Annotated in this window: 14 protein-coding genes; 7 read left to right on the top strand and 7 right to left on the bottom strand. The window is 69.0% G+C overall.

Features of this window, described 5'->3' with window-relative positions:
* The first annotated feature begins 91 nt into the window (after positions 1-91).
* Positions 92-844, top strand: coding sequence for an SDR family NAD(P)-dependent oxidoreductase (locus ACWEQQ_RS08025; RefSeq protein ID WP_452347679.1), 753 nt, complete (start codon positions 92-94; stop codon positions 842-844).
* 102 nt (positions 845-946) lie between these two features.
* Here ACWEQQ_RS08025 and ACWEQQ_RS08030 read toward each other — a convergent pair whose 3' ends face one another.
* Entirely contained in the window at positions 947-2,533 is a 1,587-nt protein-coding gene (locus ACWEQQ_RS08030; RefSeq protein ID WP_452347680.1) for an ArnT family glycosyltransferase, read from the bottom strand.
* A gap of 265 nt (positions 2,534-2,798) precedes the next feature.
* On the opposite strand from ACWEQQ_RS08030, the gene ACWEQQ_RS08035 reads away from it, so the two are divergent.
* A complete protein-coding gene (locus tag ACWEQQ_RS08035; protein ID WP_452347700.1) occupies positions 2,799-3,812 on the top strand; it encodes a zinc-binding alcohol dehydrogenase family protein in 1,014 nt (337 codons plus the stop codon).
* Here the strand turns inward: ACWEQQ_RS08035 and ACWEQQ_RS08040 are convergent.
* Positions 3,796-4,653 carry a cyclopropane mycolic acid synthase family methyltransferase gene (locus tag ACWEQQ_RS08040; RefSeq protein WP_379385373.1) on the bottom strand — a complete coding sequence of 286 codons (858 nt, stop codon included), beginning with the start codon at positions 4,651-4,653 and terminating at the stop codon, positions 3,796-3,798. The two genes, ACWEQQ_RS08035 and ACWEQQ_RS08040, sit on opposite strands and share 17 nt — an antisense overlap.
* A 221-nt stretch (positions 4,654-4,874) precedes the next feature.
* Here ACWEQQ_RS08040 and ACWEQQ_RS08045 point away from each other — a divergent pair, with 221 nt between their 5' ends.
* Both ACWEQQ_RS08045 and ACWEQQ_RS08050 read left to right on the top strand, forming a co-directional pair.
* The gene (locus tag ACWEQQ_RS08045) at positions 4,875-5,780 is read left to right on the top strand and encodes an expansin EXLX1 family cellulose-binding protein (RefSeq protein ID WP_452347681.1); all 906 of its coding nucleotides are present in this window, start codon (positions 4,875-4,877) and stop codon (positions 5,778-5,780) included.
* An 84-nt stretch (positions 5,781-5,864) separates the two neighbouring features.
* The gene (locus ACWEQQ_RS08050; RefSeq protein ID WP_452347682.1) at positions 5,865-6,788 is read left to right on the top strand and encodes an alpha/beta fold hydrolase; all 924 of its coding nucleotides are present in this window, start codon (positions 5,865-5,867) and stop codon (positions 6,786-6,788) included.
* 16 nt (positions 6,789-6,804) lie between these two features.
* Here ACWEQQ_RS08050 and ACWEQQ_RS08055 read toward each other — a convergent pair whose 3' ends face one another.
* Positions 6,805-8,205, bottom strand: coding sequence for a WS/DGAT/MGAT family O-acyltransferase (locus ACWEQQ_RS08055; RefSeq protein WP_452338791.1), 1,401 nt, complete (start codon positions 8,203-8,205; stop codon positions 6,805-6,807).
* Positions 8,206-8,473: 268 nt separating this feature from the next.
* On the opposite strand from ACWEQQ_RS08055, the gene ACWEQQ_RS08060 reads away from it, so the two are divergent.
* Complete coding sequence (locus ACWEQQ_RS08060; RefSeq protein ID WP_452338790.1) at positions 8,474-9,124, top strand: cutinase family protein; 651 nt, start codon at positions 8,474-8,476, stop codon at positions 9,122-9,124.
* A gap of 209 nt (positions 9,125-9,333) precedes the next feature.
* Here the strand turns inward: ACWEQQ_RS08060 and ACWEQQ_RS08065 are convergent, their stop codons facing one another.
* Positions 9,334-11,403, bottom strand: coding sequence for an SDR family oxidoreductase (locus tag ACWEQQ_RS08065; RefSeq protein WP_452347683.1), 2,070 nt, complete (start codon positions 11,401-11,403; stop codon positions 9,334-9,336).
* A 561-nt stretch (positions 11,404-11,964) separates the two neighbouring features.
* Here ACWEQQ_RS08065 and ACWEQQ_RS08070 point away from each other — a divergent pair.
* Both ACWEQQ_RS08070 and ACWEQQ_RS08075 read left to right on the top strand, forming a co-directional pair.
* A complete protein-coding gene (locus ACWEQQ_RS08070) occupies positions 11,965-14,124 on the top strand; it encodes an AAA family ATPase (RefSeq protein ID WP_452347684.1) in 2,160 nt (719 codons plus the stop codon).
* Between the two features lie 140 nt (positions 14,125-14,264).
* Positions 14,265-14,861 (top strand): alpha/beta fold hydrolase, encoded by a 597-nt coding sequence (locus ACWEQQ_RS08075; protein WP_452338787.1) that lies wholly within the window; start codon positions 14,265-14,267, stop codon positions 14,859-14,861.
* Positions 14,862-14,927: 66 nt separating this feature from the next.
* Here ACWEQQ_RS08075 and ACWEQQ_RS08080 read toward each other — a convergent pair whose 3' ends face one another.
* From ACWEQQ_RS08080 to ACWEQQ_RS08090, 3 genes are all read right to left on the bottom strand, one after another.
* The gene (locus ACWEQQ_RS08080; protein WP_452347685.1) at positions 14,928-15,185 is read right to left on the bottom strand and encodes a hypothetical protein; all 258 of its coding nucleotides are present in this window, start codon (positions 15,183-15,185) and stop codon (positions 14,928-14,930) included.
* 442 nt (positions 15,186-15,627) lie between these two features.
* Positions 15,628-16,542: an ADP-ribosylglycohydrolase family protein gene (locus ACWEQQ_RS08085; protein ID WP_452347686.1), complete on the bottom strand. Its 915-nt coding sequence runs from the start codon at positions 16,540-16,542 to the stop codon at positions 15,628-15,630.
* Between the two features lie 116 nt (positions 16,543-16,658).
* A partial coding sequence (locus ACWEQQ_RS08090) for a DNA-directed RNA polymerase subunit beta (protein ID WP_452347687.1) occupies positions 16,659-17,747 on the bottom strand: 1,089 nt, incomplete at its 5' end.

Below are 17,747 nucleotides of genomic sequence, written 5' to 3' on the forward strand. Positions count from 1 at the left end.
CGGCTGAGCTACTGCTGCCGGCTGAGCTACTTTGGAGGCCGCTCGAGCGGGTGGCGGTCTCGTCGCTGCCCGGGGATGGAATGGAGACGGTATGGCGGGCAATGGTGCCGGGCGGTTCGAGGGCCGGGTCGCGGTGGTGACCGGGGCATCCTCCGGGTTGGGGCGGGCCGTGGCGCAATCGCTGCGTGACGGCGGGGCTCGGGTGTTCGGGGTGGGGCGCGACGAGGCACGGTTGCAGGCGGCACTCGAAGGGGGCGAAACAGGCTGGCTGGCAGCGGATCTCACTGATCCGGGCGCGTCCGCGGCGGTGGTGCAGGCGTGTACGGAGCGATTCGGCGGGATCGACATTCTGGTCAATGCGGCAGGGGCGCACACCATGCGGCACACTGCCGAGATCAGTGACGAGGAGTGGCAGTACGACCTGGCCGTCAACCTCAGTGCGCCGTTCTTCCTCTCCCGCGCCGCGCTCCCGCAGCTGCTCGAGCGCGGCGGCTGCATCGTCAACGTCGCCTCGATCGCCGGCCTCGAGGGCCAGGCCTACTCGGCTGGCTACTGCGCCGCCAAACATGGCCTCATCGGGCTCACCCGGGCCATGGCCCTCGAATTCGACAGCAGCGCAATCCGGATCAATGCCGTCTGCCCGGGCGGCATGACCACGCCCCTCCTGGAGAACTTCACCTTCCCCACGGACCCCGACTACACCCTCATCATGAAAACCGCGTCCGCCCGCGGTCTCATGGACCCGGCCCAGGTGTCCAACGTCATCACCTTCCTCTGCTCCGAGGAAGCCTCCGCGGTCCACGGCGCCATCTACACCGTGGACAACGGCAAGATGTCCCTCTGACCCCACCCCGCGACCGCGGAATCAGCCGCCGCAAGCCGTCCGGCGGCGAAACGAGTACGGCCGCGGCGGGTGACGCCGCGGCCGCACACCGGCTCGGGTAGCTCAGATTCCGCTGGGGAAGGTGAGGGTCATCAGGCCCGGCCAGACCCCGGACCAGGGTTGCAGGGGATCATGGCAGACGTAGACGGTGACCAGGCGTTCCAGGCCGGGGAGGCCGTTGGGGTCGTCGAGGCGGGTGACCTGGGTGGTGGAGGCGAACTTGGCGAGGAATTCTTTGTCGCCCACGCCGTCCACGGAGAGGTAGACGATGGTGCGGGCCGAGTCCGGCGGCGGGCCGAAGTAGCCGAAGCCGCGGTTGGGGCTGTAGACCGGCGGCATGTTGTAGGCGCGGCCGAATTCCTCCAGGGCGCTGGCCTGCACGTACGCGGTCGCGACCACCGCGGTGTCGCGGCGCTCGGATTCGGGCAGGCCGGCGACCGCGTCGGCGACCGCCTTGGTGAAGGTTTCGTAGCCGGCCGGGCCGGTCAGCGACTCGCGCTGCCAGTACTGGGCCTGGTCGGTGATCGGGCGATCGATCCCGGTGAAGTCCCGGGCCCACGCCCAGCTGTACGGCACCGGGATCGCACACATCCACGCCGTGAACAGGACGGCCGACAGCACCGCCACGGCGTTCACCGCCTTGCGCACCTGACGCCGCGCCTCGACCGTGCTCAGCGCGAACGCGCCCGCGCCGATCAGGGCCGGCCAGAAGCCCGCGACGTAGTACGAGCGGCCGTTCTCGACGAGGACGATCACCAGCAGCCCCACGCCCGCGATCAGGGCGAAACGGTAGGGCCGCAACGACTCCAGCCGCACCAGGCCCCACAGGCCCAGGATGCTCAGCAGGCCGCCGAGCAGGCCGCACTGGACGGCGATCTCCACCGCGCAGACCAGCGGTCCGGTGTGGGCGGCGTACTGCTCCTGGGCGATGATCGCGGTCATCTTGGATTCCACCCAGTCGTGATCCATCTGCCACAGGATGCCGGGAATCATCGAGACCGTGAGGATCAGCGTGCCGACGTACAGCGCCGGGCGGCGCAGCAACTCGCGCGGTCCGGCGATCAGCACGCCCAGACCCAGCAGCGCCCACACACCCGGCATCATCCACTTCGCCTGGAACGCCACCGCCGCTACCAGGCCGGCGACGATCAGCAGCCAGTCCTGCCGGGTCCGCACCCAGCGAATCAGCAGCCAGACGATGGCCGCCTGCAGCGGAATGTCGAAGGTCAGCGTGATCAGCTGCATCTGGTTGAACGCCAGCGGCGAGACCGCGTAGGCCGCCGCGGCGAGCACCTGATACCGCGCCCCCGCCCCCAGCTCCCGCGCGGTAGCGGCCGCCACCACCGCCGCGGCCGCCATAAGCAACAGCGCCGGAATCCGCAGCGCCAGTACCGAACCCGGCGCGATCACATCCATGAGGTGCGCGACGAACGGCGCCAGCGGCCCCTGGTCCGGATAGGCCCACGCCAGCCGCCGACCGGCCGCCAGGAAGTACAGCTCATCGCCGAAGTAATTGACCCGTGCCGCGGGCACGCCGAGCACAATGGCGAAGCCCAGGGACACGGCGAGCACGCCGCGCCAGGCGAACGGCACCGGATCGGCTGCCGCTTCGGCGGCGTCCACCTCGGGCGCCGCGTCGATCGTTGACATCCATCCCTCCCAGACCACGAAAAAACGCCCGGCAACACCGAATTTTCGGCGAGGCCGGGCGTCGATCAGGCTGCAGAATAACTGGTTTCCGCCGGTTTGGTCGCCCCATTCTTTTCCGGGGCTTGCCCAGGCGCTACCGGTCGCGCACGATGCCCACGCCGAAACCCCGAATCAACCTCTGATGGCGGCCCTCGCGACGCCCTGGAACCAGGGCGGTTTCTCCCGGCCGCGAGCCCGGCGGGAGGAGACTGGGGGAATGGCGACGATGAGAGCGTGGCGGGTCGAGCGGCCGGGCCCCGTCGATGAGCGGCCGGTGATCTTCGAACAGATGTCCGTACCCGAACCCGCCGCCGGGGAGTTGCTCGTCCGGGTGCTGGCATGCGGGGTGTGCCGGACCGATCTGCACGTCGCCGAGGGGGATCTACCGGTGCATCGGCCCGGGGTGGTCCCCGGGCACGAGGTCGTCGGTGAGGTCGTGCAGGCGGGGGAGGGGGTGGACGGTGAGATCCGGGTGGGCGATCGGGTCGGGATCGCCTGGCTGCGGCACACGTGCGGAGTGTGCAGGTTCTGCCGAAGGGGCGAGGAGAACCTGTGCCCCGAGTCGCGCTACACCGGCTGGGACGCCGACGGCGGCTACGCCGAATTCGCCACCGTACCAGCGGATTACGCGCTACCCCTGCCCGGCGGATACACCGATGCCGAGCTCGCACCGCTACTGTGTGCGGGCATCATCGGGTATCGGGCGTTGCGACGGGCGGCGCTGCCGCAGGGTGGACGTCTCGGTATCTACGGGTTCGGCGGGAGCGCCCATCTGGCGGCGCAGGTGGCGCTGGCGCAGGGCGCGGAAGTCCATGTGATGACCCGCGACAAGGAGGCCCGGGAGCTCGCGCTGGAGCTGGGCGCGGCCTCGGCGCAGGGTGCCGCCGACGCACCCCCCGAGCCACTCGATTCGGCGATTCTCTTTGCGCCCGTGGGTGATCTGGTGCTGCCCGCCCTGGCGGCGCTGGATCGTGGCGGGGTGCTGTCGATCGCCGGAATCCACCTCAGCGACATTCCGCCACTGAACTACCAGCGGCATCTGTTCCAGGAGCGGGAGATTCGATCCGTCACCGCCAATACCCGCCAGGACGCCAGGGATTTCCTCGCCTTCGCGGGCGGCCATCGCCTCGAGGTGACCGTCCATCCCTACCCGCTCGAGGCCGCCGATCAGGCTCTCCGGGATCTGGCCCACGGGCGATTCGCGGGCGCAGCGGTCCTGGTGCCTACTTCTGGAGGGTGAACTGCACGACGTCCAGGTGGCCCGCCCGGAAATAGTGCGCACTCCCGGTCAGGTACCGGATGTACCGCTGGTAGACCTCCTCGGAGGTGATCCGGACCGCCTCGTCGTGATGCGACTCCAGCGCCGCCGCCCACAGGTCGAGGGTCTTGGCGTAATGCGGCCGCAGCGACTGGATCCGCGAGGTCCGGAAGCCCACCGCCTCCGCCTCCCGCGGGACCGTATCGGGTTGCGGCAGTTGGCCTCCGGGGAAGATCTCCCGCTTGACGAAGATGTGGAACAGCGCATCCTCGCGGGTGACCGGGATCTCGGCGGACCGCAGCTCGGCCAGGGTGCGCCCGATGATGGTGTGCAGCAGCATGCGTCCGTCCGGCGGCAGCATCCGATGGCACCGGGTGAAGAATTCCGCGTACCGCTCCTTGCGGAAGTGCTCGAAGGCCCCGATGCTGACGATCCGATCGGCGGTGCCCTCGAATTCCTCCCAACCCTGCAGCCGCACTTCGGCTTCGGAGATGCCGAGTTCCCGCAGCCGCGTCTGGACCGACTCGAATTGATTGCGGCTCAGGGTCAGTCCGATTACCCGTACCCCGTAGGTCAGCACCGCCCGGATCATGGTCGACCCCCACCCGCAGCCGACGTCGAGCAGTGTCATCCCGGGCTCGAGTCCCAGCTTGCCCAGGGCCAGATCGATCTTGGCCAGTTGGGCCTCCTCCAGGTTCATGCCCGCGCGGTCGAAGTAGGCGCAGCTGTAGGTCATGGTCGGGTCGAGGAACAGCGCGTAGAAGGCGTCCGACAGGTCGTAGTGGGACTGCACCTGCCGGTAGAAGGGCGCGAGCTGGGCCATGGCGGCGGTCTCCTGAGGCGAGCGGGCATCCGGAGATGCGGGATACCCGGACATACGAAGCGCCGTGGCCTGCGGTTCTAACCCCAGGACACGCCGACAACACGCCGCCGTTTCCCTTCCGACTTTCCGATTCGAGCCCGGCGAAACGGCGTCGGCTGCTTTCCTGAGGTGGAGTGCAGCATCGCGTCAGCAAACACAATACGGAGGGTTGGGGACCGGCCATGCACCGCACCGGACACGAAGAGGTCCATTCTGGCAGGCCATGGTTGTGGACGATTCTGGTGGGAGCGGTGGTGGTGGGACTGGCCACGTGGTGGATGAGACCGCAGTCCCTCAGCTGTAGTACGGCCTCACCCGCCACAACCGTCCTCACGCTTCCCGCGGTTGCTGCACTGAGTTCGGTTACTCCACAGCAGATTCACATCGAGGAGTCGGAGCCGGCCCCGGAACCGGGGGAGGCCCGGTTCTACGCCTTCGATCAGGGCGTAGCGGCGTGCTCGCTGCCCGGTCTGCCGCTGGACGGCTACTACGTCGGGGTCCCGACCGGTCAGTACGACGGTTCCGCCCCCTGCGGCTCCTACGTCGATATCGACGGCCCGCTCGGCAGCGTCCGGGCCCTGGTCGTGGACCGCTGCCCCGGTTGCGGCCCGGACCAATACGATTTGAGCCGTTCGGCTTTCGAGGTCATCGCCGAGGCCACCGACGGTGTCGCGCCGATCCGGATCAGCCAGGTGCGCGACCCCGATCCGGCGCCCGAGCTCTTCTACCGCGTGCAGCCGAGCTCCTCGCCCAGCTGGATCGGAATCCTGTTCTCCGGCACCGGAAATCCCATCCGTCAGGTCGCACTGCGCCCCGCCTCGGGCGGTGACTACCGGCCCCTGCGGCGCGGCAACGACAACTACTGGAACCTCTCCGGTCTTGGTCCGGGCCCCTTCACGGCCGAGGTGATCGATATCTACGGTCACGCCGCCTTCGTTTCGGACGTCACCCTGGAGCCGGGGCAGGTGCGCCACACCGGAATTCGCCTCTCCGAGATCCCCGCCGACCCGCCCGTCACCCCGCCCCCGCCGGCCGCTCCGGTGGTCGTGACCACGGTCGTCGCCGTCCCGGACGCCTGCGAGCCGTAACCCGCAGGTCCGTCCCCGGTGTGGCATCATAAAGTGGAACGTGTTCCATTTCGACCGCCGAGGCGGTGTGCCGGGAGGCCTTCGATGACGAACCCCAGCTCGGACCTGACCACGCCCGCCGCCGCGCCCCGCCGTGGCCGGCGGCTCTCGCCGCGCATCTCCCGGCTGACCGAGGTGCCGCAGGGCGCGATGGTGGAGCTGCCCGGCCGCGGCTCGACCTACGTGGTGGACCTGCCGGGTCCGGCCGCGGATTCGCCGACAGTGCTGCTGCTGCACGGCATGGCCACCACCGCCATGCTGAACTGGTTCCCGTGCCTGCGCGAACTCAACGAGCGCTACCGCGTGGTTCTGTTCGATCAGCGCTGGCACGGTCACGGAATCCGTTCCGAGCGTTTCGATCTCGACGATCTCGCCGATGACGTCGTCGCCGTCGCCGATGCGGTGGGCGTCGAACGCCCCATTCTCGCAGGCTATTCCATGGGTGGCGTGGTCGCCCAGCTGACCGCGCACCGGCACCCGGATCGCGTGGGCGGGCTGGTACTGGCCGCCACCACCTACAGGTTCCAGGAGAAGTGGCGCGAGCGGGCCTTCCATCGCGGCTGGTCGGCCACCGCCACGCTGTTCTCCGAATGGTCCTTCCGCCGCGCCGAACTGCGCCGCGACAAACTGCCCACGCTGCCCGAATCCTCGTGGCCGGTGGGCCGGATGGATCGCTGGGCCATGGCGGAACTGCGGGCCACCAGCGGCTGGGCGCTCGCACAGGCGCTCGCGGTGCTGGGGCGTTTCGATGCGTCGGACTGGCTGCCGACGCTGAAAGTGCCGACGGCGGTGGTGATCACCACGCGGGATCGGGCGCTGCCCGTCTTCCGTCAGCTGGAGATGGCGAAGGCGATTCCGGGAGCGGAGATCTTCCTCGTCAAGGCCGGTCACGCGGCCTGCGCACTCGAGGCGGACGTCTTTGTCCCGGTGTTCCTCGAGGCCGTTCAATCGGTGGTGGATCGGATGTAGCGAATTCGGGCCGGGCTCAGGCCTTTTCGCGCGCCGCCTTGAGCAGCGCGGTGATCACCTCGGGGACGGCGTCGGCGATGGTGCCCACATCCGGCACCAGTTCCCTGCAGGCGATGAACCCGAAGTCCAGGTGCCCGTTGTTGGAGATCACGGTGGCGGTGAGTCCCGCGCCGTGGAACACCGGCCCGAACGGGTACATCGACGCCACCCGGACCCCCAGGAAGTACATGGGGAAATTGGGCCCGGGCACATTCGACACCACCAGGTTGTGCACCACCGGGTGGTGCTCGGCCAGCTTGAGCGACGAGTACGCTCGGGCGGCCAGCTGGAAGGTGTTGGGCGGCGCGTACTTCGCCCAGTCCTGGAGGAAGTCGGCGCCGATCAGATTGTGTTCCTCCTTGGCTCCGCGATTGTCCTCGGCGATGGCCAGCACCCGCGCCACCGGATCCTCGATCTCGGTGTAGAGCCGCGCGAAGATGGTCGACACCTTGTTGGTGCCCTCCTCGTGGCGTGAGGTCTCGTGCGTGGACACCGGAACCGAGGCCATGAGCGAGGTTTCGGGCAGTTCGTCGTGCACCTCGAGGTAGCTGCGCAGCGCGCCGCCGACCACCGCCAGTACCACGTCGTTGACCTTCACCCCGAAGGCGGTCTTTATCTCCTTGATATCCGACAGCTCGGTCTGGACGAAGGAGATGGCGCGATGCTGGGTGATTGCCCGATTGAACGGCGTGCGCGGCGCGGTGAATGGCAAGGGCATGCCGCGGCTTCCGTTGCCGCGCCGCCGCTGCACCAGACCGCCCAGAATGCCAACGGTCTTGGGCACCATGCCGACCATCCCGAGCCGGCCCGGGAGCTTCAGCAGCGCCTCCCCGGCCAGCTGCAGATCATTGGGTTCCGTTTCGGCCGGGCCGATCTCGGCGGGCGGGGTGTAGGACACTCCCGGCTGCATATCGCACAGGTGCATCATCATGTTGGTGCCGGTGATGCCGTCCACGATGGCGTGGTGATACTTCGAGATGACCGCCACCTTGCCGTGCGGCAGGCCCTCGACCACCCACATCTCCCACAGCGGCCGGCCCCGGTCGAGGGGGCGTCCGGCGATGTCGGCGGCGAGTTCGGCCAGTCCCCGGTCCCCGGCCCCGGCGGGCAGCGCGAGCCGGCGCACGTGGTAGTCCAGGTCGAAGTTCGAATCCCGCACCCAGACCGGATGATCGAGGTTCAGCGGCACCGCGTGCAGCCGCCGGGTCATGGCCGGGATGAGGTGTAGCCGTCGCCCGAGTTCGGCCTTGAAGGCCTCGTGCTGGTAGCTCACCCCGTCGGCGGCGGGATCGAGTATCAGCATTGCGCAGACGTGCAGGAGTTGGGTGTCTGTTTCGAGATAGAGGAAGCTCGCATCGAGCCCGGTAAGTCGTTCCATACCAACACACTATGAGAACTAGTTCCATTTTGCGCGTGGTTCGCGGTGTGGTCCGGATCCCGTCCGTGGCCGATTCGTAGCCCCGAAGTAGCACGTAGATAACAAGTTTCATGATGAAACGTTTGGGTACCAATCAGGTGTCTCTCCAGTGGAATTCGTTGCCGCCCTCCTGGACCATTCTTACCTTGGGTCACATGGCCCGGTGATCGGTCTCTAGTCAATGACAAGAGTCACTGGGCTTCTCACAACGACGTGAGAGGTGAGAACAATGGGCGACCGGAAGGTATTACTGCCCGGAAAGTGGCGTACGGCTTGGGGTCTCGCGATCATGCTGACGATCGCGACCGTGTTCGTTCCACCATCGAGGGCCCACGCGGACGCGGGATGCGCCGCGGTGGACGTCGTAGTGGCAAGGGGCACAGGCGAACCGGGGTGGCTCGGCGACGAGATCGGCGATCCGCTCTACGGCATGCTGCAGGATCGGTTGCCCGTTTCGACGAGTTCGTATCGCGTGAACTACCCCGCCGACTACTCGTTCACCGTGGGCGCGGGAAGCGCGGATCTGGTGGGACACTTGACTGCTGCGGCCGCCGCCTGCCCGGGCCAGGAGTTCGTCCTGGTCGGCTACTCGCAGGGCGCGGCGGTCGTGCACGCCGCACTGGGCACCGGCGTGGTGTCCTGGTATCCGGGCCGGGTGCAGCTGCCGGGCTACCTCGGCGAGCGCGTCGTCGCGGTGCTGCTGTTCGGTGACCCCATGCGTGGCCTGGGCTGGAATGTGCCCGGCGCGTACCAGTTCCGCACCGGGGACTGGTGCACCGGCGGCGATCCCATCTGCGGCTCCGGCATCGACGCCAACGCGCACGTCGCCTACGGCAGCGATCTGGTGGACGCGGCGAACTTCGCCGCGGACCGCATCTGACCCCGGGGAGGGGAAAGGGCCCGGCTCCCGGGCGGTCTCGTGGACTTGCTGACGAGACCCCGGAGCGGGGTCCGGGTATCCGCGGTTCGGGGGGCGTCAGGTGTCACGGCACTTGGGGCCTCGCCCACCACCGGACCGCGGATACCGAACAACGGCCGGCCCGGTGTGCTGTTCCACACCGGGCCGAACCGTATTGGCGGACGGGCTGTTTACCAGTGCAGGCCCGGAATGCGGTTGGTGATGCGCGCGGCCGGGGCGGGCAGGCCCATGAGCGGCTGCACGATCGGGGCCAGCGCGAGCAGCGGGCTGCGCGATTCCGGCTTCTCCGTGGCGGTTTCGGCGTCCACCGTGGCGGTTTCGGCGTTCACCGGGGCGACCGGTGCGGGCTTGCGCGCCGCCTTGGACTCGCCGAACATCCGGAAGCCCTGGTGCAGGATGGCGCGCTTCACCGAGGGCATGACCGTGTCGACGACCTGGGCGAAGGTGCCGATGGGGGTGTCGATCCGGCTGGGCCGGTGCTCGAGCGCGCGCACCACGATGTCGGCCGCCTGATCCGGGCTGTGCACCGGGATGGACTTGTACAGGTCGGTCGGCGCGATCATGGCGGTGCGCACCAGCGGCATGCGCACCGAGGTGAACGTGATTCCGGCGTCGGCGTTCTCGACCGCCGCGATCTCGCTGAAGTTGTCCAGCGCCGACTTGCTGGCCACGTATGCCGCGAAGCGCGGCACCTTGGTCTGCACCGCGATCGAGGAGATGTTCACGAAGTGCCCGAAGCGGCGCTCCCGCATGGACGGCAGCAGCGCCAGGATGAGCCGCACCGCGCCGAAGTAGTTGACAGCCATGGTCCGTTCGAAGTCGTGCATGCGATCGGTGGAGTTGACCACCGAGCGGCGGATCGAGCGGCCCGCGTTGTTCACCACGTAGTCGACGTGCCCGTGATCGGCCAGCACCTGCTTGACCAGCAGCTCCACCGACTTCTCGTCGGTGATGTCGCAGACGTACGCCTGCGCCGCACCGCTTTGCGCGCGCACCTCGGCGGCCGTGGCGTTCAGGTCCTCCTCGGTGCGCGCGACCATGAGCACGGTCGCGCCGCGCTTGGCCACCGCGTGCGCGGTCGCCAGGCCGATGCCGCTGGACGCGCCGGTGATGAGCACGATGCGGCCCGCGAGGCGATCGCCCTCGATGCGGCGGGCGCGATCGGGATCCAGGTTGGCGCGCCAGTACTTCCACAGGGCGGCGGCATAGTCCTCGAACGCCGGCACCTCGATGCCGCTGCCACGCAGCTGCGCCCGGGTGGATTCGGAGACGAAGGTCGACTCGAAGGATGTGTGCGGGGCCACCTCGGCGGGAATGCCGAAGCGCTCCAGCAGGAAGTCCCGCACCGCGGGCACGCCCGGCAGCCCGCCGAGGGCGTGGAGCGCGGTGTGCGAGCCGGGCACGGTGCCGATGGCGGTCGGCGCGCCGGCGGCGCGGGCGAGCGCGTTGTAGATCTCGGTGAACGGCTGCGGTTCGGGGTTGGTGAGGTGGAAGGTGCGGCCGATGAGCCCGGGCTTGCCGATCAGCTCGACCATGGCGTCGACCACGTAGTCCACCGGCACGATATTGGTGGCGCCCAGGTCGGGGATCGGCATGGGCAGCTCCGAGGGCAGTGCCGCCAGCCCCGCGATGGCGGGGAAGAAGTAGTACGGCCCGTCGATCTTGTCCATCTCGCCGGTGCGGGAGTCGCCGGCCACGATGGCCGGGCGGTAGACCCGCCAGCGCAGGCCCGCGGCCTCGCGGACCATCTTCTCGGCCTCGAACTTGGTGCGGTGATAGGGAGAGTGCAGGCCCTGGCCGAGGTCGAAATCGTCCTCGAAGAACTTGCCCTTGTGATCGCCCGCGACCGCGACCGACGAGACGTGATGCAGCACCGCGCCGAGTTCCAGGGCCAGATCGATGACCGAGCGGGTGCCCTGCACATTGGCCGCGTAGGTGACCTCGGCGTCGGCGGTCATGTCGTAGACCGCGCCGAGGTGGATGATGTGATCGGCCCGGGGGGCCTCCGAGAAGCGGCTGCCGGCGCCCTCCGGCAGGCCCAGTCCCGGCACGGCCAGGTCTCCGACCAGCGGGAACACCCGATCCTCGGCGCCCCAGCCCGCCGCCAGCTCGCGCAGTTTGGCCACCGAGGCCTCACGCGTCAGTGCGTGGACCACGGCCTCCGGGTCGCGCTCCAGCAGCGCGGCGACAACGCGCCGGCCCAGGAATCCGGTTCCGCCCGTGACGATGTAGGAAACCATCGTCCCCTCCTTAAAGTACGAACCTGTTGGTATCCAACGGTGTTCGTCCGACATGCGTCGGTGGATGCGGACGGTATGCGATTGGCCCCCTAGCAGAATGTTGGGCCGAGGTAGGAACACCTTCGTGCCTAACTAGTGAGTAACTTTACGGATTCCAGGTTGGGCGTTCAACCGGAATCGCTGTTTCGGCGCTGTGGGGATGGTCACCTCGGAGCTATTCGAGTTGATATGTGTAACAAAGGGTTTGATGTAACTTATCGGCCCCCATGGCAATTCGCGGGCAACTGGTCAAATGTCCTGAGCGTGCGCTCACTTGTTGGATCTCTGGGGGTTTGCCCGGTCAGCGCCCGGTTCCGGCGGTAGGAATTGCCCGCCTCTGCCGCTTCACCCGCCGAACCATCGCCGCCCAGCCCGCCGTGCAATTCGCCGGCCGCACCCGGCTCGCACCTGCGCCCACTGAGTGGGCGGATCCGGCGGGTATTCCCCGAAATGCGCGGGGCCTGGAATGCCGCGTAGTCAGAATGATCGGGACGATGTGGTGCGGTGGGAGAGTGGTGGCGGATGTTGGTCGGTCGGGCGGTCGATATCGAGGTGATCTCCGCATTCGTCACCGGCGTTCCGGGCGATGACACCGTGCTGGTGCTCAGCGGCGAGGCCGGGGTCGGCAAGACCGCGCTGCTGGACGCGGCCGCCGAGATCGCGGCCTGGCACGGGACCCGGGTGCTGCGTGCGGCCGCCCTGGAATTCGAGGCGGGCCTGCGGTTCGGCGGCTTGAACCAACTACTGCAACCGATGGCCGGATACGTCGATCGGCTCGAGGCATCGCACCGGGACGCCATGCGCGTGATCATGGGGCTGGAGCCGGGGAGCCTGCCCACGACCCTGCTCGCCGGCGCGGCAACCCTTGCGCTGCTGGGGGTCTGGGCCGGAGTCGAGGGCGGTCCGGTGCTGCTGGTGATCGACGACGTGCAATGGCTGGACCTGGCCAGCAGCATGGTGCTGATCTATGCTCTGCGCCGCCTCGGAGACACCGATATCCGGCTGCTGGCGGCGGTGCGCTCCGATGCCGGTGATGCGTTCACGCGCAGCGGGTTTCGGATCCGGGAGGTCGAGCCGGTGGACGATCACAGCGCCGAGGAGCTGCTGGAATCGGAGTTCCCCGCCCTCCCGGCCGCGGTGCGGCGCCGGCTGCGTACCGATGCCCGGGGCAATCCGCTGGCCCTGCTGGAGTTGCCCATCGCCCTCGAAAATCGCAGTGCCACAGGGCGTTTGCCGGAGGTGCTGCCGTTGACCCGGCGGCTGCAGCGCGTGTTCGCCGCCCGGATCGAGGCCTTGCCGCCGGAGACCCGGCGCGCGCTGCTGGTCGTCGTGCTCGGGGGCGCGGACCAGGGTATGAGCCTCGCCGACGGCATCGCGCTCCCGCAGGGTGCGGGGGATCCGGCGGCGGCCGAGCAGGCGGGAATTGTGCGGGCGAATCCGCGGACCGGCCGCCTCGAATTCCGGCATCCGCTGATCCGGTCGGCCGTGGTGGAGCTGTCGACGAGCGGCGAACGCCGGGCCGTGCACCGCACCCTCGCCGACGCCTTCGCGGACTCGCCGCAGCGCGCGGCCTGGCACCTCGGCCAGGCCGCGACCGGCCCCGATGAGGATGTGGCCGGCCTGCTCGAGGCGGTCGCCCAGCGCATGTTGCACGACGGCGACAGTGTGCGGGCCACCGCGACCATGCTGCGAGCGGCGGAACTGAGCCCGGCCGCGGGCGACCAGGCCCGCCGGACCGCGCGGGCGGCCTACCTGGGCTCCCTCGTCACCGGCGATCTCTCCGACACCGGCCGCCTGCTACGTGGCGCCCGCGAATCCGAGACCGGCGGTCATTCGCTGGAGGCGGCGCTCGCCGCGGCCTTCCAACTGCTCAACAGCGAGGGTGATGTCGCGACCGCGAGCCGCCTGCTGCTGGCCGCGCTGCGCACCGCAGACGACACACCCGGCGACCCGGACACCGTGGTGGAGGCCCTGCACACCCTGCTGTACATCGGCTTCTACAGCGGCCGCCAGGAGCTGTGGCCCGAGATCCGGGCCGCGCTCGACCGCGTGCTGCCGGACCCGGCCGATGCCCTGTCACTGCTCGGCGGGCCGTTCGTCGATCCCGCGCACGCCGGGGCCAAGGCCCTGACGGATCTCGATGCGGCCCTGGACCAGCTGCGGTTCTCCGCCGATCCGGTGCACATCGTGCGCGTCGCGACCGCCGGTGCGTATCTGGATCGGGCCGGACGGGTCCGGGAACCGCTGCAACGGGTGATCGACGACGGCCGCGACGGCGGCGCGGTGGCGCGGGCCATCGACGCGTTGTTCCTGCTCGGGAACGACGACTTCTTCAGTGGCGCTTGGGATCACCTGATCGAGGTCACCGCGGAGGGGCTGCGGCTGTGCGCCCAGCTCGGCTATCTCACCACCGCCGGGCCCGGGAAGTTCCTGCGCGGCCTGGTCGCGGCCGCCCGCGGGGAGGTCGCGACCCTCGAACAGCTCAGCGAGCAGCTGCTCATGTGGGCGGCTCCGCGCAACCTGCTGGCGCTGGCCCACTACGCCTCCCATATCCGCTGCATGCACGCCCTCGCCCAGTTCCACGCCTCCTTCGCCGGTGACCAGTCCGCTGCCGACGCCGCCTTCCCGGACGATTCCCCGTGGGGTCTGGAGCGCTCGGCGCTGAGTCCCGACCGGCCGTAGTCGCCGAGATCATCCGCGCCGTAGCGCAATAGCGGGGCACCGGCGCCCGCTCGGCACGGCGGCGGGGGCCTTGCCAGTCGAATGCCAGTGTCGTCGTGCAGGCTCGATGGTCGGAACGACAACGAGAGGACTATTGAGCAGTGAGCACCATCGTGGTCTCGCACGGACTGCAAGCCCGGGCGGACAGCGTCTGGTTTCCCCCCTTCCGTGGCGAGCTGACCGGCCGGGGGCATCAGGTCGTCATCCCCAACCTGCCGAATTCGGATGCGCCGCAGCGTGATCCGTGGCGCGAGGCCTTGGCGGAGGCCGCCGCCGCGAGCCGGCCCGAGGACACCGTGCTGGTCGGCCACAGCATCGGCGCGGTCAATGTGCTGCGCGTGCTCGAGGCGCACGATCCGGCCGCGGGGGTCTTCGCCGGTGTCGTCCTGGTCTCGGCCTCGGTCCACGAGGTCGGCTACGACCTGCTCGCCGGCTTCTTCGCAGGTGACTTCGACTGGATGCGAATCCGCGCCGCCGCCAAGCAGTTCCGGGTGCTCCAGGCCATCGACGACCCGGTCAACGCGCCCGACCCGCTCGAGCACGTGGGCGTTCTGGTCCGCGAGCTCGGCGCGGTCGCCACCGTCCTCCCCGACGGCGGTCATCTCGGGGCTTACCCGGAAGACCACATCGAATTGCCCGAGGCGGTTCGCCTCGTCGAGGAATGTCTTGCCGCGCCCCGGGTGGTCGCCGCCGGCTAGCGCCCGTCAGCGGCGCACGGCGCCGCAGGCCGATCCCCCGGAACCCGTGTGCCGCAGGCGCGAACGTTACTCGTCCACGCAGCGGACGTCGCCGTCCACGGTCTGATCGACGACCGTGAACGGCGGGCACCGCCGCACATTGCCCCACTCACCCGCGATGCACGAGTCGTACTCGTGCGGGTCCTCGGTGGGAACCCGGGTACCGCTGTGGCACCCCTCCGTCACCGGTGCCGCCCCGGCCAAGCCCGTGCCCACCGCCACGATGGGAGCACTCAATGCGAGACCGGTGACAACAATCCCGACTGCCACTCGACGGCGATCCATCAACCCTCCTGATCTCCAGAACTGCCGGGGAACCCTTCGAACCGCACCCACGGGCGGTCCCCAGCATTTGATCGATACGGCGAGCAACGACCGCCCGCCACGAAACCACGATCAAGTATGACGATCGGTCTACCGCAGAGGGAATCCGACAAGCATCACACTTGCCGCGACCGGGGACTCGTCCCCGCGCCGGCATGAGCCCGGTCACACCGCGCCCGCCGGCGACTTGTCACACCGCGCCCGCCGGCGACTTCCGGATCGACGAACGCTCCCTGCGCCGGTCGGTGTGATCCGGATCTGCGGGCCTGCTCCCGACCGCTTGCACGCTGCTCCGCGAGAGGCAGGGCGCGATCTCCCCGTCCGCGCGGTGGCCGGATTCGGCGGCGCCGTCGATGTAGCCGGCCCGGTGGGTAGTGGTCTCGGATCCTGTGCCGCCCGACGTTTACCGTGCGGGCGTCGTCACCCAGGAGGGCAGGGGTTCTCGCGCCGACAGCCATTCGCGGGGCACCCCGCACAGGTCGCCGTCGGTGCCGATTCCGGTGTGGGCGGCGACGATTCCGCCGACGATCGCGGCCGTGGTGTCGGCGTCGCCGCCCGCTTCGACGCACGCGATGATCGCGGCCGGGTAGTCCCGGAGGAAGGTTGCGGCGGTCCAGAGTGTGAACGGCACCGTGTCGTGGGCGGTGACCTGTGCGCCGTTGCCGAGGTCGTACGCCGCCTCGGCAACCGATCGGCCCAGCAGCTTCCGCGCCCGGCGCACGCCGTCGGCGGTACGCCCGTCCACCAGATACGGCTCGACAGCGTCGAGCAATTCGTTTGGCGCACAGTGTTTTCCGCGCATGGCCGCCGCGTGGCTCGCCGCGACGGCGACGGCCATCGCGCCGATGATCGCTTCCGGGTGCCGATGCGTCACCTCGGCCGAGAACGCGGCCTGCGCCGCCACCCGGTCCAGTTCCCCGGGGAACGCCGCGCCGAGCGGGGCTACCCGCATCGCCGCGCCATTGCCCCAGGACCCGCGCCCCTCGAACAGCGCGCCCGCCGCCTCGGCCCAGGGCCGGCCATCGCGAATCTGGTGCAGCAGAGCGACGGTACCGCCGCTGTATCCCCGATAGGGCTCACACCGATCGGCGAACGCCGCCGCCAGCGCATCGCGGTCGATTCGGCCCCGCGCCCGGATCTCGTCGAACACTGTGCAGGCCATTTCGGTGTCATCGGTCCATTCCCACGGCGGGGCCGGTGGCCGACCGGCGATCAATTCGGACACCGAACGCCCGGGCACGAAGAACTGCGCCCCCAACGCATCCCCGACGGACAGCCCTTCGAGACTGTCCCGGGCACTATTCGAATGAAAAGACATACGGCGGACATCCTGCCAACCGCGTTGAGCCGTCGCAATATTGAGCCGTCACAATGCTGGAACCAGCGCGTGTGCCGCGTCCCGGGGAGCTGGGGCGCGGCACACGGCCGGGTGGATCAACTGGTCAGGTCGGTGATGGTGGCGGATTCGTTGTGGGTGAGGGTGATTCCGAGATTGGTCGCCGCGCGGTCGAAGTCGTCGTCGGGTTGCTGGAGTTCGACGGCGGCGCCGGCGGAGAGGACTTCGACATTGAGGCAGAGGGATTGGAGTTCTTTGAGCAGGACCTTGAAGGATTCGGGGACGCCCGGTTCGGGGATGTTCTCGCCCTTGACGATCGCCTCGTACACCTTCACCCGGCCGACCACGTCGTCCGACTTGATGGTGAGGAGTTCCTGCAGGGTGTAGGCCGCGCCGTACGCCTGCATGGCCCAGCACTCCATCTCGCCGAAGCGCTGACCACCGAACTGCGCCTTACCGCCGAGGGGCTGCTGGGTGATCATCGAGTACGGACCGGTCGAACGCGCGTGGATCTTGTCGTCGACCAGGTGGTGGAGTTTGAGGATGTACATGTAGCCGACGGCGATGGGATAGGGGAACGGCTCGCCGGTGCGGCCGTCGAAGAGGGTGGCCTTGCCGTCCTCGCCGACCATGACCTCGCCGTCGCGGTTGGGCAGGGTCGAGCCGAGCAAACCGGTCAGCTCCTCGGGGCGGGCGCCGTCGAAGACCGGGGTGGCGAGGTTGGTATCCGGTTGTGCGGACAGCAGTTCCGCGGGCAGACGCTGCGCCCAGTCGGGGCGAATGCCGTCGGTGAGCCGAATGTTCCAGCCCGCCTTGCCGATCCACCCGAGATGGGTTTCGAGGATCTGGCCGATGTTCATACGACGCGGCACACCGTGGGTGTTCAGGATGATGTCGACCGGCGTGCCGTCGGGCAGGAACGGCATGTCCTCCTGCGGGAGGATCTTGCCGATGACACCCTTGTTGCCGTGGCGGCCGGCCAGCTTGTCGCCGTCCTGGATCTTGCGCTTCTGCGCGACGTAAACACGCACCAGCTCGTTCACGCCCGGGGGCAGATCGTCATCGTCGTCACGCGAGAACACGCGCACACCGATGACCTTGCCCGACTCACCGTGGGGCACCTTCAGCGAGGTGTCACGCACCTCACGCGCCTTCTCACCGAAGATCGCGCGCAGCAGCCGCTCCTC

The sequence above is a fragment of the Nocardia sp. NPDC004123 genome, assembly GCF_053603795.1.

What these genes read in the sequence shown, in the direction of transcription:
- ACWEQQ_RS08045 (WP_452347681.1), top strand. Translation starts at nt 4,875, where the DNA reads ATGCACCGCACCGGACACGAAGAGGTCCATTCTGGCAGGCCATGGTTG.
- ACWEQQ_RS08085 (WP_452347686.1), bottom strand. Translation starts at nt 16,542, where the DNA reads ATGTCTTTTCATTCGAATAGTGCCCGGGACAGTCTCGAAGGGCTGTCC.
- ACWEQQ_RS08070 (WP_452347684.1), top strand. Translation starts at nt 11,965, where the DNA reads ATGTTGGTCGGTCGGGCGGTCGATATCGAGGTGATCTCCGCATTCGTC.
- ACWEQQ_RS08040 (WP_379385373.1), bottom strand. Translation starts at nt 4,653, where the DNA reads ATGGCCCAGCTCGCGCCCTTCTACCGGCAGGTGCAGTCCCACTACGAC.
- ACWEQQ_RS08055 (WP_452338791.1), bottom strand. Translation starts at nt 8,205, where the DNA reads ATGGAACGACTTACCGGGCTCGATGCGAGCTTCCTCTATCTCGAAACA.
- ACWEQQ_RS08080 (WP_452347685.1), bottom strand. Translation starts at nt 15,185, where the DNA reads ATGGATCGCCGTCGAGTGGCAGTCGGGATTGTTGTCACCGGTCTCGCA.
- ACWEQQ_RS08035 (WP_452347700.1), top strand. Translation starts at nt 2,799, where the DNA reads ATGAGAGCGTGGCGGGTCGAGCGGCCGGGCCCCGTCGATGAGCGGCCG.
- ACWEQQ_RS08050 (WP_452347682.1), top strand. Translation starts at nt 5,865, where the DNA reads ATGACGAACCCCAGCTCGGACCTGACCACGCCCGCCGCCGCGCCCCGC.
- ACWEQQ_RS08030 (WP_452347680.1), bottom strand. Translation starts at nt 2,533, where the DNA reads ATGTCAACGATCGACGCGGCGCCCGAGGTGGACGCCGCCGAAGCGGCA.
- ACWEQQ_RS08065 (WP_452347683.1), bottom strand. Translation starts at nt 11,403, where the DNA reads ATGGTTTCCTACATCGTCACGGGCGGAACCGGATTCCTGGGCCGGCGC.
- ACWEQQ_RS08060 (WP_452338790.1), top strand. Translation starts at nt 8,474, where the DNA reads ATGGGCGACCGGAAGGTATTACTGCCCGGAAAGTGGCGTACGGCTTGG.
- ACWEQQ_RS08025 (WP_452347679.1), top strand. Translation starts at nt 92, where the DNA reads ATGGCGGGCAATGGTGCCGGGCGGTTCGAGGGCCGGGTCGCGGTGGTG.